At 72.6% G+C, this 15,563-nt stretch carries 14 protein-coding genes; 2 read left to right on the top strand and 12 right to left on the bottom strand.

Going from position 1 to position 15,563, the window contains the following annotated elements:
* Positions 1–443: 443 nt before the first annotated feature.
* Entirely contained in the window at positions 444–1,712 is a 1,269-nt protein-coding gene (gene tyrS / locus ACZ5WK_RS16205) for a tyrosine--tRNA ligase (RefSeq protein ID WP_465548065.1), read from the bottom strand.
* A 293-nt stretch (positions 1,713–2,005) separates the two neighbouring features.
* Between tyrS and ACZ5WK_RS16200 the strand changes: the two genes are divergently transcribed.
* The gene (locus ACZ5WK_RS16200; RefSeq protein ID WP_396324132.1) at positions 2,006–2,536 is read left to right on the top strand and encodes an HNH endonuclease; all 531 of its coding nucleotides are present in this window, start codon (positions 2,006–2,008) and stop codon (positions 2,534–2,536) included.
* A 109-nt stretch (positions 2,537–2,645) separates the two neighbouring features.
* On the opposite strand, the gene ACZ5WK_RS16195 is transcribed toward ACZ5WK_RS16200, so the two are convergent.
* The 7 genes from ACZ5WK_RS16195 to ACZ5WK_RS16165 all read right to left on the bottom strand — a co-directional run bounded on the left by ACZ5WK_RS16195 (position 2,646) and on the right by ACZ5WK_RS16165 (position 8,759).
* A complete protein-coding gene (locus ACZ5WK_RS16195) occupies positions 2,646–4,649 on the bottom strand; it encodes an outer membrane protein assembly factor BamB family protein (RefSeq protein WP_465548054.1) in 2,004 nt (667 codons plus the stop codon).
* Between the two features lie 100 nt (positions 4,650–4,749).
* On the bottom strand, positions 4,750–5,052 hold the full coding sequence (locus ACZ5WK_RS16190; protein ID WP_396324134.1) for a 4a-hydroxytetrahydrobiopterin dehydratase: 303 nt from the start codon (positions 5,050–5,052) through the stop codon (positions 4,750–4,752).
* Positions 5,053–5,094: 42 nt separating this feature from the next.
* Entirely contained in the window at positions 5,095–5,271 is a 177-nt protein-coding gene (locus ACZ5WK_RS16185) for a DUF1272 domain-containing protein (RefSeq protein WP_465548052.1), read from the bottom strand.
* Positions 5,272–5,305: 34 nt separating this feature from the next.
* Positions 5,306–6,064 carry a sulfite exporter TauE/SafE family protein gene (locus ACZ5WK_RS16180; protein WP_465548050.1) on the bottom strand — a complete coding sequence of 253 codons (759 nt, stop codon included), beginning with the start codon at positions 6,062–6,064 and terminating at the stop codon, positions 5,306–5,308.
* 275 nt (positions 6,065–6,339) lie between these two features.
* Positions 6,340–7,380: an SPFH domain-containing protein gene (locus ACZ5WK_RS16175; RefSeq protein WP_465548048.1), complete on the bottom strand. Its 1,041-nt coding sequence runs from the start codon at positions 7,378–7,380 to the stop codon at positions 6,340–6,342.
* 10 nt (positions 7,381–7,390) lie between these two features.
* Positions 7,391–7,813, bottom strand: coding sequence for an NfeD family protein (locus tag ACZ5WK_RS16170; RefSeq protein ID WP_396324138.1), 423 nt, complete (start codon positions 7,811–7,813; stop codon positions 7,391–7,393).
* 154 nt (positions 7,814–7,967) lie between these two features.
* Positions 7,968–8,759 (bottom strand): ABC transporter ATP-binding protein, encoded by a 792-nt coding sequence (locus ACZ5WK_RS16165; protein ID WP_465548046.1) that lies wholly within the window; start codon positions 8,757–8,759, stop codon positions 7,968–7,970.
* A 149-nt stretch (positions 8,760–8,908) separates the two neighbouring features.
* Here ACZ5WK_RS16165 and ACZ5WK_RS16160 point away from each other — a divergent pair, with 149 nt between their 5' ends.
* Positions 8,909–9,712: a hypothetical protein gene (locus ACZ5WK_RS16160; protein ID WP_465548044.1), complete on the top strand. Its 804-nt coding sequence runs from the start codon at positions 8,909–8,911 to the stop codon at positions 9,710–9,712.
* Between the two features lie 25 nt (positions 9,713–9,737).
* On the opposite strand, the gene ACZ5WK_RS16155 is transcribed toward ACZ5WK_RS16160, so the two are convergent.
* From ACZ5WK_RS16155 to ACZ5WK_RS16140, 4 genes are all read right to left on the bottom strand, one after another.
* Positions 9,738–10,625: a hypothetical protein gene (locus ACZ5WK_RS16155; RefSeq protein WP_465548042.1), complete on the bottom strand. Its 888-nt coding sequence runs from the start codon at positions 10,623–10,625 to the stop codon at positions 9,738–9,740.
* A 133-nt stretch (positions 10,626–10,758) separates the two neighbouring features.
* Positions 10,759–11,415 carry a response regulator gene (locus ACZ5WK_RS16150; protein ID WP_465548040.1) on the bottom strand — a complete coding sequence of 219 codons (657 nt, stop codon included), beginning with the start codon at positions 11,413–11,415 and terminating at the stop codon, positions 10,759–10,761.
* A complete protein-coding gene (locus ACZ5WK_RS16145) occupies positions 11,408–12,505 on the bottom strand; it encodes a GAF domain-containing sensor histidine kinase (RefSeq protein ID WP_465548063.1) in 1,098 nt (365 codons plus the stop codon). The genes ACZ5WK_RS16150 and ACZ5WK_RS16145 overlap by 8 nt, the downstream gene beginning before the upstream one ends.
* Before the next feature lie 291 nt (positions 12,506–12,796).
* The gene (locus ACZ5WK_RS16140; protein WP_465548038.1) at positions 12,797–15,409 is read right to left on the bottom strand and encodes an FHA domain-containing protein; all 2,613 of its coding nucleotides are present in this window, start codon (positions 15,407–15,409) and stop codon (positions 12,797–12,799) included.
* Positions 15,410–15,563 lie beyond the last annotated feature (154 nt).

Here is a 15,563-nt window from a genome sequence, read left to right as displayed (position 1 = left end):
GGACACTTCCTTCGGACCGCCTTCCAGCGGGCCCTCCGGGCGCTTCGTTCTTTCGTGTTTCCAGCTTACCAGATGATTTCCGCTCCGTTTTCCGGAGTTTCATTCATCCGACCCTGGCCGGCCAGGTCCGCTTTTCTGCGGCGACCTCCACATTAGCGCATTCCGAGACTGACTCGAAATTCCCCGTTTTCACCGGTCGACGAAAATGCCGACCAACCCAATTGAATGGGCATCAAGTGAAAGTAGGGCTTGCTGAGTGTGATGGCCGCTCCGGCTGGTCCGCGGTGGCCTCTCGGCCTCCCCGTGCACCTGCCCGCTTCAAGCGACTCGTCCAACACTAGGCCAGTCGGACGGTCGAGTCAAACACCGAGGGCCGGATCTGTCCAGATCCGGCCCTCGGTGTTCAGAACCGCAGGTCAGCGGTCATGCAGTTTCAGCCACGCTCAGCCGGCCTGGACCAGCTCCGCCGCGGCCAGGTTGCGCTTGCCGCGGCGCAGCACAAGCCAGCGCCCGTGCAGCAGGTCGGCCTCGGTGGGCACCGCCTCCTCGTCCGTCACCTTGACGTTGTTGAGGTAGGCACCGCCCTCCTTGATCGTCCGGCGGGCGGCGGAGCGGCTGGGCGACAGGCCGACGGCGACCAACAGGTCGACCACGGGCTGGAGTTCGGCCACCTCGGCCTTGGGGACCTCGGCCAGCGCGGCGGCGAGGGTCGGGGCCTCCAGGTCAGCGAGGTCGCCCTGGCCGAACAGCGCCTTCGACGCGGCGACGGCGCGCTCGTACTGCTCCGCGCCGTGGACCAGCGTGGTGAGCTCCTCGGCCAGTGCGCGCTGGGCGAGGCGGGCGGCCGGGCGCTCGGCGGTCTCGCGCTCCAGCTCCTCGATCTCCGCCTTCGAGCGGAAGCTGAAGATCCGCAGGAAGTTGGAGACGTCCCGGTCGTCCGCGTTCAGCCAGAACTGGTAGAAGGCATACGGGGTGGTGAGCTCGGGGTCCAGCCAGACCGTGCCGGACTCCGTCTTGCCGAACTTGGTGCCGTCGGCCTTGACGATCAGCGGGGTGGCCAGCGCGTGCACGGACTTTCCGTCGGCCTTGCGGATGAGGTCCGTGCCGGCGGTGAGGTTGCCCCACTGGTCGCTGCCGCCGGTCTGCAGGGCGCAGCCGTAGCGGCGGTTCAGCTCCAGGTAGTCCATGCCCTGGAGGATCTGGTAGCTGAACTCGGTGTAGCTGATGCCCGCGTCGGAGTTGAGCCGCCGGGCGACGGCCTCCTTGGCGATCATGTTGTTGACGCGGAAGTACTTGCCCACGTCGCGCAGCAGGCTGATGGCCGACATCCCGGAGGTCCAGTCCAGGTTGTTCACCATGCGCGCCGCGTACGGACCCTCGAAGTCGAGGAAGCGCGCGATCTGGCCACGCAGGCGCTCGACCCAGCCGGCCACCGTCTCGGGGTCGTTGAGGACGCGCTCGGCGGTGGGCTTCGGGTCACCGATCAGGCCGGTGGCGCCGCCGACCAGGCCGAGCGGGAGGTTTCCCGCCTGCTGGATGCGGCGCATGGTGAGGATCTGCACCAGGTTGCCGAGGTGCAGGCTGGGGGCCGTCGGGTCGAAGCCGCAATAGAACGTGACCGGGCCGTCCGCGAACGCCTTGCGCAGTGCGTCCTCGTCAGTGGACAGGGCGATCAGCCCACGCCACTGCAGCTCGTCGACGATGTCCGTCACGGTCACGCTTCTCCTTCGATCGGGCGTCCGCCCGGTGCGGACCCGGTTCGGTCGGGCCCCGGTACGGAACGGCTCCAGCGTTGTAGAGCCTACGCGGTCCCGGCCAGCGACTTTTCGCCGAGGCGGCCCGGCGGGAAGGTGCCGACGCCCCCGCCGCCCCGGCCCGACGCCGGAAATTCCGTTGTTCGTCGGCCCGGAGCCCCTTCAGAGTGGTCCCACCGCCGTGCGGCGGCAGTGACGTGTGTGGAGACGGTCGTGCCGCCGTGGCACGCCTCCGGAAAGGGTGGGCCGAGGTGCGCAGCACGCTGGTTCTGAATGCAAGCTACGAGCCCCTGACGACGGTGTCGCTCCAGCGTGCCGTGGTCCTGGTACTCCAGGACAAGGCCGTGGTGGAGCAGGCGCACCCGCTGCGGAGCGTCCGTGGGACGGGGGTCACCGTCCCGGTGCCCCGGGTGATCAGACTGCAACGGTACGTACGGGTGCCGTTCCGACAACAGGCTCCGTGGTCGCGCCGTGGGGTGCTGGTCCGCGACCAGCACCTGTGTGCCTACTGCGGGCGCCGGGCGACCACCGTGGACCACCTGCAGCCCCGGTCGCGGGGTGGGGCGGACAGCTGGCTGAACACCGTGGCCGCCTGTGCCGAGGACAACCAGCGCAAGGCGGACCGGACGCCCGAGCAGGCGGGGATGAAGCTGCTGCGCAAGCCCTTCGTGCCGACCCCGCAGGCGACCCTGATGCTGGCGTTGGGCCTGCGCGGCTCGGACGTCCGGGAGCTGGCCCAGTGGCTCCCGGCGGCAGCGGTGGTGGCGCCCTCGGCTGCGTAGCCTCCGCGCAGGGCGCGGTCGGCACCGCGGCCTGCGGCGGGCGTGTGCCCGCCCTGAGCCCTCACCCCTCGGCCCTCGGACCCTGGGCTTGGGGCTTGGGGCTTGGCCCTCAGCCCTTGGCCTGGTAGCCGGCCGCCGTGCCGAAGGTGGCCGCGTGCTCGGGCACCGCGACGACCTGGCCGCCGCCGATCAGCACCCGGCCGGAGACCAGCAGCGAACCGGTGCCCGGCGGGAAGTTGCCGCCGACCGCCTCCTGCCCGCCCGCCAGGGCGAAGCGGCTGAGGTGGGCCGGCTGGTCGAGGCGTTCGTCGGCGGCGAGCAGCAGCGCGCCGCCGTCGACGCCGACCGCCCGGACGACGCCCTTCTCGTTGGCGGCGGTCTTCCAGCGCTGCTGCCCGGTGTCCAGGTCGTAGCCCAGGACGGAGACGGCGCCGCCGCCGTTCACCGGGACGCGTGTGGTGACCATCGTCCGGTCCTGGAAGAAGACGCCGGGCGTGGCCGAAAACGCTCCATGGGCGACGTCGAGCCGGCCCTCTCCCGCCGCCACGGGGATCTCGGCGGCCGGGTCACCGGCGGCGCCCCAGGCGAACACCTTGTCGTCGCCGGGCTTCTCCCCCGTGGTGAGGACGACGGACGGCTCGGCGGAGAGCACCGTCACCGTCTTCGGCTGGTTGTTCAGGCCGCGCCACCAGCTCACCTTGCCGTCGGCGGTGTTGAGCGACACGGCCTGGTCGACGGGGGTGGAGTCTGCGCAGGTGCTGGCGACCATGACGGTCTTGCCCGCGACGCCGCCGGAAAGGGTGCAGAACTTGCCCTGGCCGGTGTACTGCCAGACGTCCTTGCCGTCGGCGGACTCCCAGGCGACGGCGCGGTCGTCGCCGACGGCGATCACCTTGTCGTCGGTGACGCCGACATGGGCGTTGTAGGCGCCCTTGGCCTCGGAGACGGTCTTGGTCCAGGCGGTCTTGCCGGCTTTGGTGTCGACGGCGGCCACCAGCGTGCACGGGGTTTTCGGGTCGGCCTGAGGCCGGAAGAGGGCGGCGCCGAGGCCGGCCGTGTTCACACTCGGCGAGAGGCCGCAGGGGACGGCCCCGGCGGCGGGCGGCTCGACCGACCAGGTCGGCTTGCCGTCCGCGCGGTCGTAGGCGTGGACACCGGTCGCGTCGGCGCGCACCAGCGCGTCGGTCAGCAGCCAGCTGCCGACCAGGGTGTCGTCGGCGCCCGGCTGGAGTGCGGCGGCGGGCTGGGCCGCCCAGGCCTTGGTGTGGGCGACGGCGAAACCGGGCTCGCCGCCGGCGCCGGCGGACGCACTGCCGCCGCCCTCGATGCCGACCATCAGGCCGGCCACCACCAGCACGCCGAGCGCGGCGACACCGGCGCCCGCCCGTATGGTCAGGGCGCGGCGGCTGGGCGCGTGCTCGGCGGAGACCACCGCGTCGGCGGCGGCCCGGGCCTTGGCCGCGAGCCCGTTGCGCGCAGCGCCTGATCCGCCGCCGCTGCCACTGCCGTTCCCACCACGGCCACCGCCCCGGCGTCCGGCCGACCGGCGGGCGGGCGGCTCCGGCTCGGCGGCCTCCGCAGCGGCGGCCGGAGCAGCCGGCTCGGGCTCGGCTTCCGGCTCGGGATCGGGATCGGGATCGACGTGCACGTACCCGTCGGCGGAGTACTCGGCGCCCGCGGGGACGTACAGCTCCCCACCAGCCGGCTGCCGCGGGACCGCGTACGGGGCGTAGTGCTGCTGCTGCTCGTGATCGGCGTACTGGTAGTACGGCTGGTGCTGCCCGCCCGGGTGGCCGTCGCCCTGGGCGTACCCGGTCTCGCCGTAGCCGGCCTGACCGTAGCCGCTCTCCCCGTAACCGCTCTCCGCGTGGCCGGGCCCGCCGTACCCGGACTGGCCGTACCCGGGCTCGCCGTAGCCCGCCTGACCGTACCCGGACTGGCCGTACCCGGACTGGCCGTAGCCCGCCTGACCGTATTCGCTGCCGGTGCCGGATCCGTACTCGTGGGCGCCCTGCCACTGCTGCTCCGGATACCCGGCCGGCCACTCCTGCTGCTGCGCCGGCTGCGGGTACCACGGCTGCTGCTGGGCGTCTCCGAGGGGATCCTGAGCCATCCGTTCCGTCCCTCCCGACCGCCAGCAGTGCGGCAGTCAGCATCTCACGCCCCTCGGAGCGCCCCGGAGCGGCCCCTTCCGGTCCCGGCGTGAAGGCGGCTCAGGCGGTTTCGGCGCTCAACGCGGTGTCGATACGGGCGGCGAGGGTGAGGTCGAGGGTGGTGAGGCCGCCGGCGCTGTGGGTGGAGAGGGCGAAGCGGAGGGTGCGCCAGCGGATGTCGATGTCGGGGTGGTGGTCCAGCGCCTCGGCCTGTTCGGCGACCGCGACGACCACCCGGATCGCCGCCGGGAAGTCCCGGGCGTCGGCGGTACGGACGATGGTGTCGCCGTCCCGGGTCCACTGCGGCAGGCCGGCCAGGGCGGCCGTGATCTCGTCCTCGGTCAGGCGTGCTCTGCTGCTCATCGGACCGCTCCCGTGCGTCGGGTGGAAATCGGAGGTGGGGCGTCAGGCCTTCCGGCGCGGACGGGGCACCAGCTCGCCGCCGCAGGTGGGGCAGGTGGCGGCCATCGCCTCGGTGCACTCCGCGCAGAAGCTGCACTCGAAGGAGCATATGAAGGCGGAGCCGTCCGCGGTGAGCGACACCGCGCAACGCTCGCAGGTGTCGCGCATCTCCAGGGCCATGACGTCCTCCGGGGTGAAGAGATCTGACGAATGATCAGCTGATGAGCAGCTTGGTGACGGCCGCCAGGCCGACCACCACGATGATCGCGCGCAGTGCGGTCGGCGCCAGCTTGCGGCCGACCTTGGCGCCGGCCAGCCCGCCGCAGAGCGAGCCGACGGCGATCAGGCCGGCGGCGGCCCAGTCGACGGTGGAGGTGAAGAGGAAGAAGACCGCGGCGACGCCGTTGACGATCATCGCCAGGGCGTTCTTCACGGCGTTGATCCGCTGGAGGCCCTCCTGGAGCAGCATGCCCATCAGCGCCAGTAGCAGGACACCCTGGGCGGCACCGAAGTAGCCGCCGTAGATGCCGGTCAGGAAGACGCCGCCGAGCAGCGCCAGGCCGCCGTCCGGGTCTCCCCCGGGCCTGCGGCGGGCGGCGACCGCCTTGGCCACCCGGGGCTGGATCACCACCAGGACGAGGGCCAGCAGGATGAGCACCGGCACGATCGCGTCGAAGGCGGCGCTCGGCAGCTTGATCAGCAGCACCGCGCCGACCAGCCCGCCGAGCAGCGAGGCGGTGCCGAGGCGCAGCAGCCGGCGGCCCTGGTCGGCCAGCTCCCGCCGGTAGCCGATCACGCCGCTGAGCGAACCGGGCACCAGGCCGAAGGAGTTGGAGACGTTGGCGGTGACCGGCGGGATGCCCACGGCGAGCAGGACGGGGAAGGTGATCAAGGTCCCGGAGCCGACGATCACATTGATCATCCCGGCTCCGACGCCCGCCACCAGGACGGCGATCGCCTCCCAGAGCGTCATGGGTCACCTCTCGTCTCGGTCCTGTCCGAGGCGATCATGCCGGACGCCGGGCCGGGCCTACCAGAACCGCCCACGATTCGGGATGTACAACACACCGTCGGGGCGGGCACAGCGGTGAGGCGGACGCGTGGGTGAAGCGGGCACAGCGGTGAAGCGGGCACGGAGACTCGACGGCCCACGGGACGCACACGACGCAGACCCGCCGGAACGGCCGAGGGCCCGCCCCCACGAAAGGGGGGCGGGCCCTGGGCGCGCGGCGGTCCGGGCTCAGCCGGTCACTCGGGGTCGATCTTGCGGTACTCGCGGGCCGGGTCGACCCGCGGGCGGGCGGCGCCCTTGGTGTCGGTGTCCAGCGGGCGCGGGCCGGCCGCCGGGTCCAGCGGGACCTGGGTGGACGCCGGCGCGCTGGGCGCCGCCACCGCACCGCCGTTCACGCCGCCGTTGCCGGCCAGGCCGGTGAACGCGCCGCCGAGGCCCTTGAGCGCGTCGCCGACCTCGCTCGGGATGATCCACAGCTTGTTGGAGTCGCCCTTGGCCAGCTCGGGCAGGGTCTGCAGGTACTGGTAGGCGAGCAGCTTCTGGTCGGCGTCGCCGTCGTGGATGGCCTCGAAGACCGTCCGGATCGCGGCCGCCTCACCGTCGGCGCGCAGCACCGCGGCCTGGGCCTCACCCTCGGCCTTGAGCACCTCGGCCTGCTTCTCACCCTCGGCCCGCAGGATCTGGGCCTGCCGGGCACCCTCGGCGGTGAGGATCGCGGCGCGCTTGTCGCGGTCGGCGCGCATCTGCTTCTCCATCGAGTCCTGGATGGAGGTCGGCGGCTCGATCGCCTTCAGCTCGACGCGGTTGACCCGGATGCCCCACTTGCCGGTGGCCTCGTCCAGCACCCCGCGCAGACCGGCGTTGATGACCTCACGGGAGGTCAGGGTGGATTCGAGGTCCATCGAGCCGATGATGTTGCGCAGCGTGGTGACGGTGAGCTGCTCGATGGCCTGGATGTAGCTGGCGACCTCGTAGGTGGCGGCCCGCGGGTCGGTCACCTGGTAGTAGATGACCGTGTCGATGTTGACCACCAGGTTGTCCTGGGTGATCACCGGCTGGGGCGGGAACGGCACGACCTGCTCGCGCAGGTCGATCCGGTTGCGGACCCGGTCGATGAACGGGACGACGATGTTCAGGCCGGCGTTGAGCGTCCGGGTGTAGCGGCCGAAGCGCTCCACGATCGCGGCGCTGGCCTGCGGGATGACCTGAATCGTCTTGATCAGCGCGATGAATGCCACCACGACCAGGACGACCAGGACGATAAGGACGGGTTCCACGGACTCTCCCCTAGACGACCAGGGCGGTCGCGCCCTGGATTTCGACGACGTCGACCTGCTGCCCCGGCGAGTACACACTGCCGGGGTTGAGCGCGCGGGCCGACCAGATCTCGCCGTTGAGCTTGATCCGTCCGCCCTCCCCGTCGACCTGTTCCGCGACGACCGCGGTGGCGCCCTTGAGCGCCTCGATGCCCATCTTGACCTGCGGGCCCTTCTGCATCTGCCGGTACGCGATGGGGCGGACCACCACCAGCAGCCCGGCCGAGACCGCGACGAAGGTCAGGACCTGCCAGACCACCCCGATTCCCAGCCCGGCGACGCCGGCCGCGGCGAGCGCGCCGACCGCGAACATGGCGAACTCCGGCATCGCGGTGATCACCAACGGTATGCCGAGGCCGACGGCGGCCAGGAGCCACCAGATCCAGCTGTCCACGTGTCCATCCTAGGGAGCGAAGGGCCTTCGAGGCGGACAGTTCCCGCAGGTGGAGGGGCGGAAACCGGTCGCACGTGCGACCGGTCCCAGTTCAGCGGAGTTCCGTGCTGCCGGGCGGGTCGGGAGCCCTCCGGCCGGACGCGCCCGCGGGGCCTCAGCCGAGCGGCAGACCCTGGGCGGACCAGCGGTCGCCGTGCCGCTCCAGGGTCAGCGGCAGGCCGAAGCACTTGGACAGGTTGCGCGCGGTCAGCTCGGTGTCGATCGGGCCGGCGGTGAGCACCTTGCCCTGACGGATCATCAGGACGTGGGTGAAGCCGGGGGCGATCTCCTCGACGTGGTGGGTGACCATGGCCATGGCCGGCGCGAACTCGTCCTGGGCCAGCGCGCCGAGGCGGCGGACCAGGTCCTCGCGGCCGCCGAGGTCCAGGCCGGCGGCCGGCTCGTCCAGCAGCAGCAGCTCGGGGTCGGTCATCAGGGCGCGCGCGATCAGGGTGCGCTTCTTCTCGCCCTCGGAGAGGGTGCCGAACTTGCGGGCGGTCAGCTTGGACATGCCGAGGCGGTCCAGCAGCACCAGCGCGCGGGACTCGTCGGACTCCTCGTACTGCTCCTGCCAGCTGACCGTCATGCCGTACGCGGCGGTGAGAACCGTCTGCAGCACGGTCTGCTCGGCGGGCAGCTTGTCGAACATCGCGGCGCCGGCCAGGCCGATCCGGGAGCGCAGCTCGAAGACGTCGATCTCGCCGAGCTTCTCGCCCAGGACGGACACCTTGCCGGAGGTCGGGAAGAGGTACGTGGACGCGATCTGCAGCAGGGTGGTCTTGCCCGCGCCGTTGGGGCCGAGGATGACCCAGCGCTCGCCCTCCGAGATGGACCACGAGACCTGGTCGACCAGCGCGCGCTCCTCCCGGACCACGGATACGTCCACCAGCTCCAGCACGTCGCTCATGCCTACGCCTTCCCCAAAACAGAAATCACGGCCGTCGGTGCGGGCGGGCAGCCTACTCCGGCGGCCGGGTGGCACGGAGTGGGGTGCGCCGCACACGCATGGGCAAACCTACGCCACGCGGATGACCGCCGATTCCGTAGGCTGGCCGGATGCTCGCGACTCCTGCCGACAATCCGTACGAAGAGCCCCGTTCAGGGCGGCTGGCCGCCTGGGGCAACGCTCTGCTGGCCGGTCTGGTGCCGCCCGACAACGCCGCCGCGGCCGTCCTCGGCAGCGACGAGAGCCACCGGGTGACCGGACTGCCCGGGGATGCCCCGGGCGAGCAGCACGGCCTCACCTGGGCGCTCGGGCGGCTCCGGGTGCTCGGCGTGAAGGGCCTGCGGCTGGCCCTGCCGGGGGCCGGCCACCCGCTCGGGCTGACCGGCCCGCCGGCCTTCAACGACCGGGCGATGGCCGCGGGCGAGGCGGTGCTGGCCGTCGGGGTGCCGCTCGGGCTCGTCCCGGAGGTCGAGGTGTTCGGCCCGGCCGGGGACCGCTCGGCGACGGTGCTCTGGCGCTGCGCCGAGGTGAACGACAACCCGCCGGCCGACGTGCCCTCGTTGCACGAGGCGGAGCGCGAGCTGGCGGACAGCCTGCGCGAGGCCACCCTGCTGCTCACCCGCCTCGACGTCGCCGGCGCCGGCCCGGAGGCGCTGCGCGCCCTGGAGGCCTACCGCCGCCGCGGCCACGCCGAGCTGCTCGCCCCCGGCTACCCGCCGCGGGCCGTCCGGGTGCTGGAGTCGGCCCGGCAGGTCGGCGCGCTGCTGTCGATCGCCTCCGGCAGTCACGGTGCCGCGGTCAGCGCCTCCGAGATGGCCTCCCGCCAGGCCGTCCTGGCGCCCCTGCAACGGACCGCCCGCCGGGCCCAGGTGGCGGCGTACAACGCCCTGGTGGACGAGCGCGACGCCCGCTGATCCACCCGCCGGTCCGCCCGCGCCGTCAGCCCGCGGCCTCCTCCCGCCACGGGTCGGCGGCGTACTGCTCGCGCACCTGCGCGCGGGCGAACCGGCCGTCGGCGCCGGGGAGGAGGCCGCCGCGGGCCACGTGCAGCGCGAACCGGCTCCGCGACCAGCCCAGTTCCTCGGCGGCCTCCTCGGCGGAGCAGCTCGGTCCGTCCCGGTGGCCGGTGTCCTCCCCGGCCGCCGTCACCGCCTCCGTCACCGTCTCCTCCTTCGTGACCGCCTCCGCCTCCGTCGCGGCCCGGGCCTCCCGGGCCGCGACGACCTCCCCGACCGAGGCCTCCGCCAGCGCCGTCAGGTCCTCCTCGCGGTAGGTGGGCCAGCCCTTGAACTCGCCGGCCGGCCGCAGCACGCCGACCTCCACCAGCTGCTGGACGTCCTCGGGCGTGACCGCCAGGCCGGTGGCGTGCGCCAGGAGCTTCGCCGCCTTGCGGCTGCCCATCCGGGGCCCGCCGCCCAGCTCGGCCACCAGCTCCGGGAGCTGTGCGCGGAGCGCCGACTCCACGGCCGCCGACCAGTGGGCGAGGCCGGTGTCCGGCTCGGGGATCAGACCCCGCTCCAGCGCCTCGTCGAACTGCCAGCGCGTCAGCCCCAACCGCCGCCGCAGGACCTCCGGCCCGTAGGCCTCGCGGTCCCGGGCCGTCTCCGCCGCCAGCTTCGCGGCCCGCCCGGCCGCCTCGGCCTCCAGCGCCGCGGCGATCTCCGCCCGCCGTTCCAGCAGCGGTTCGACCACCGCCCGTGACCAGCAGCGGTCGCCGTCCGGCGCCGGCACGAGGTCGAGCCGCTGGGCCCGGCTCAGCAGACGCGGCGTCAGTCCCAGTTCCTTGGCCAGCGTGACGGGCCCGTACGCCTTCCTCGGTGTGCTCATCCGGCGACTCCCCCGTGACTCGGTGACGGTCCCCCAGGCTGGCACACACCGCTGACGGATCGTCGCCCGAGGGGTCGCGCCCGGGGGCGGAAGCGGCCCGGGCGCGCTGCCGACGGGCCTAGGCCTCCGCGCGCTACCCCTCCCGGGCCTCCCCGTGCCGGACGGCCCAGAGGGCGGCCTGGGTGCGGTCGGAGAGGTCCAGCTTCATCAGGATGTTGGAGACGTGCGTCTTCACCGTCTTCTCGGACAGGTGCAGGCTGCGGGCGATCTCCCGGTTGGAGCGGCCGTCGGCGATGTGGCCGAGGACTTCGCGCTCACGCTCGGTCAGCGTGCCGCCGCGCCCCTGCGGCGGGCGCGGGCCGTCGTCGGCGAGCAGCGCCTCGGCCAGTTCGGGCTGGAGCAGGACGTGGCCGGCGTGCACCGAGCGGATCGCGCCGGCCAGCGCCTCCGGGTCGACGTCCTTGTACACGTACCCGGCGGCGCCGGCCCGCAGGGCGGGGACCATCGTGCGGTGCTCGGTGAAGCTGGTGACGATGAGGATCCGGGCCCGGCTGCCCTCGCCCTTGAGCGTGCGCAGCGCCTCGATACCGTCCACGCCGGGCATCTTGAGGTCCATCAGGACGACGTCCGGGTCGAGTTCGCGGGCCCGGTCGATGCCCTCCGCACCGTCGGCGGCCTCGCCCACGACCTCGATGTCGTCCTGCACCTCCAGGAAGGTGCGCAGGCCGCGGCGGACGACCTGGTGGTCGTCGACCAGCAGGACGCGGATCGCTTGTGTGGTGTCAGGCACCGGGGACCTCCATCTCGACGACCGTCCCCGCGCCGGGGGCCGAGTCCAGGGTGAGCGTGCCGCCGACCGCGGAGGCGCGGTCACGCATCGAGGCGAGGCCGAGGTGGCGGCCGGCCCGGCGCACGGACTCGGGATCGAAGCCCCGGCCGTCGTCACGGACCCGCAGGACGGCGCCGCGGGCGGGCGTGCCGGCCAGGGTGACGGTGACCCGGCGGGCGCCGGAGTGGCGCAGCGCGTTGTGCAGGGCCTCCTGGGCGACCCGCAGGAGCGCCGCCTCCTGGGCCGGCGGCAGGGCGCGCACGCCGTCGGCGGCGAAGGCGACGTCGGCGCTGTGGGCGCGGTCGAGGACCTGTACCTGGGAGGCGAGGGTGGCGCTGAGGCCGTCCTCCTCCAGGGCGGCGGGCCGCAGCTCGACGACGACGGCGCGCAGTTCGTCGGCGGCCTCGGCGGCGAGCCGGGCGACCTCGGCGAGTTCGGCGCGGGCGCGGGCCGGGTCGCGGTCGACCAGGGTGGCGGCGGCCTTGGCGGTGAGGCGCAGCGAGAAGAGCTTCTGCGACACGGCGTCGTGCAGGTCGTGGGCGATCCGGGCGCGCTCGCCGGCCAGGGTGAGTTCGCGGCTGCGCTCGTAGAGGCGGGCGTTGGAGAGGGCGAGGGCGGCGTGGGCGGCGAGGATCCGCAGCAGTTCCTCGTCGTGGTCGGTGAAGCCGCCGCCGCCGCGCTTGTTGGCGAGGAAGATGACGCCCATGACCTGCGGTTCGTCCTCGGCGGCGTCGGTGTCGAGGACGGGCATGCCGAGGAAGGCGTCCATCTCCGGGTGGGCGGCGGGCCAGCCCTCGAACGCGGGCGCCTTGCGGACGTCGGCGAGGCGGGTGGGGCCGGTCTCGTGCAGCATCTTGGCGAGTACGCCGTGCTGGCGGGGCAGCGGGCCGATGGCCTTCCACTGCTCGTCGGTGACGCCGTCGACGACGAACTGGGCGAAGCCGCCGTGGTCGTCGGGCACGCCCAGGGCCGCGTACTCGGCGTCGAGCAGGCCGCGGGCTGAGGCGGTGATCCGGCGCAGGACCTCGCGCACCTCCAGGTGGCGGCTCATCGCGAGAAGGGCCCGGCTGACGGCCTCGATGCCGGCGAGGCAGGGCTCGCAGGCGGGCAGCGGGCCGTCGGGCGGCGGGCCGATCGGGATCCGGTCGACGGGCAGCAGCCCGGTCCGGGGGCGGCGGTCACTGGGCGGGGTGGGCATACCGCCAAACTACCGCCGCCGGGCGCGCCACCGCGTCGGTCCGGGGGCGCGCGGGGACCAGGTCGCAGGACCTAGGGCGGGACGCCGAGGGGCGGCCCTCCCCGTTGCCGGGAAGAGCCGCCCCTGGGGGTGCGGCGAGGGGGGTCAGCCCTTCTGCATGACCTCGGGCTCGTGGCGGCGCTGGAGGCGCGTCACGACGACGCCGATGACGATCGACATCGCGATGAGCGCTCCCGCGTCGATCCACCACTGGGCGACGGTGTGCTTCCACAGCGGGTCGTAGTCCGGGTGCTGGAAGTCCTTGTTCCAGGGACCCATGAGCTCGGAGAGGTTGAGCGTGACGGACACGATGCCGGTGCCCCAACGGGCCGGCATCAGCCAGGCGGCCTGCTCCAGACCGGGCTTGCCGAAGATCTGGAAGAGGCAGCCGGTGAAGACGACCTGGACGATCGCGAACATGACCAGCAGCGGCATGGTCTTCTCGGTGGTCTTGACCAGCGCGGAGATCATCAGGCCGAACATCATCGCGGCGAAGCTGAGCAGGATCATGCCGATGGTCATCTCGATCACCGGCAGGTTCTCGATGATCAGACCGTGCTCGGGGAGCTTGCGCGGCAGGAAGCCGACGGCGGAGATGATGGCGCCCTGGATCACGCTGAAGAAGCCCAGCACGATGATCTTGGACATCATGTACGCCGAGCGGGAGAGCCCGGTGGCTCGTTCTCGCTCGTAGATCGCCCGTTCCTTGATCAACTCTCGGACCGAGTTGGCCGATCCGGAGAAGCAGGCGCCGATCGCCAGGATCAGCATGATCGTCGCGGCCCCGCTGTTGAGGTGGAGCTGCGTCTTCGGGTTGGGTGCGAGCCCCGGTTCGTTGGGGATCAGCACGCTGACCGCGCCGATGACCGCGGGCAGCAGCACCGACAGGGCCAGGAAGCCGCGGTCCGAGGCGAGCACCGACACGTAGCGGCGGATCAGCGTCCACAACTGCGAGCCCCAGCTCTGCGGCTTCGGCGGGCGGATGGCCTCCTGGACGATCTGGGCGGACTGCACCGCACCGGCGTCCACGTCGGCGGAGTACTGCTGGTAGTGCACCGAACCGCGGTAGCGGCCGGCCCAGTCGTGGTCCGGGTAGTTCTCGAAGGCCTGGAAGACGTCGGCCCAGGTCTCGTACCCGAAGAAGTGCAGCGCCTCGTCCGGCGGGCCGAAGTAGGCCACCGAACCGCCCGGCGCCATCACCAGCAGCCGGTCGCAGAGCGCGAGTTCGGCCACCGAGTGGGTGACGACCAGGATGGTGCGGCCGTCGTCGGCGAGGCCGCGCAGCATCTGCATGACCTCGCGGTCCATGCCCGGGTCGAGGCCCGAGGTGGGCTCGTCCAGGAAGATCAGCGACGGCTTGGTCAGCAGCTCCAGGGCCACCGAGACGCGCTTCTGCTGGCCGCCGGAGAGGGCGGTGATCCGGTTGTCGGCGCGCTTGTCGAGGCGCAGCTCGTAGAGCACCTCGTCGATCCGCGCCTCGCGCTCGGCGGCCTCGGTGTCACCGGGGAAGCGCAGCCGGGCCGCGTACTTGAGGCCGGTGCGGACGGTCAGTTCCTTGTGCAGGATCTCCGACTGCGGCACCAGGCCGATGCGCGAGCGCAGCTCGGCGAACTGCTTGTAGAGGTTGCGGCCGTCGTAGAGGACGTCGCCGCGGTCGGCCGGGCGGTAGCCGGTGAGGGCGCGCAGCAGGGTCGACTTGCCGGAGCCGGACGGGCCGATGACGGCGACCAGGGACTTCTCCGGGACGCCGAAGCTGACGTCGTTGAGCAGGACCTTCTTGCCGCCCTTGAAGTCGACCTCGACGGTCAGGTGGCGGGCGGAGAAGGAGACGGCGCCGGTGTCGACGAACTCCTGCAGCTGGTCCCCGACCAGGACGAAGCTGGAGTGACCGACGGTCAGGCGGTCCTGCGGGCCGATCAGCTGACGCTGGACGCGCTGGCCGTTGAGGAAGATGCCGTTGTGGCTGCCGAGGTCGACGATCTCGTACCGGCCGTCGGGCAGCTGGCGCAGCTCGGCGTGGTGGCGGGAGACCTGGAGGTCGGAGACCACGATGTCGTTGTCGAGCGCGCGACCGATCCGGACGGTGTTCATCCCGGCCGTCAGGCTGCGGATCATCGTCGGCTGCGGGCCGCCGGCATCGTGCTGCGGGGCGTGCTGCTGCGGGAAGCCGCCGTGCGGGTCCGGCTGCGGGAAGCCCTGCTGCTGCGGGAAGGGCTGCGGCTGCGGCTGGCCGCCCCACTGCTGCTGGACGGGCTGCTGCCCGCCCCACTGCTGCTGGGGCTGCTGCTGGACTGGGGGCTGCTGGGCCCACTGCTGCTGCATCGGCTGCTGCTGCTGCTGCTGCTGGACGGGCGGCTGGGGCGCCGGGGCGTGGCTGCGGCTGGTGGCGGCCTCGTGCCAGGCGGGGGCCTGCGCGGCGGCCTGGGCCGGCGCGGAGAACCCGAGCCGCGGACCGTTCTCGGCGTTGCCGAGGTTGACCACCGCACCGGGGAAGAGCTGGGCCTGCATGGTGCGGGCGCCGCCGGTGTAGGTGCCGTTGGTGCTCCCGTGGTCGTCGAGCTGCCAACCCGCCCCGTTGAAGGAGATGGTGGCGTGGTGCCAGGAAACCCTGGCGTCGTCGAACGGGAAGTCCGACTGCGGGTTGCGCCCGATGGTGTAGGACCGCCCCGGCTCCAGAGTCCGCTGCTGTCCGTTGATCTCAATGACGAGTTGCGGCACTGCTCGCCTGCCCCGCTCTCTCGGTCCCCCGATTGTGGCCCCCGACCGGGGGTGCGACGTCCTGAATCTGACGGGGGAATCATTCCAGCCCGTCGCCCGTTGACGAAAGTCACCCCCGGTGACTGTGACCAGGCGGCAACGATTCGCGGACGGC

This window comes from Kitasatospora sp. NPDC032757 (assembly GCF_055579305.1).
This window is presented reverse-complemented; position numbering and strand designations above follow the sequence as displayed.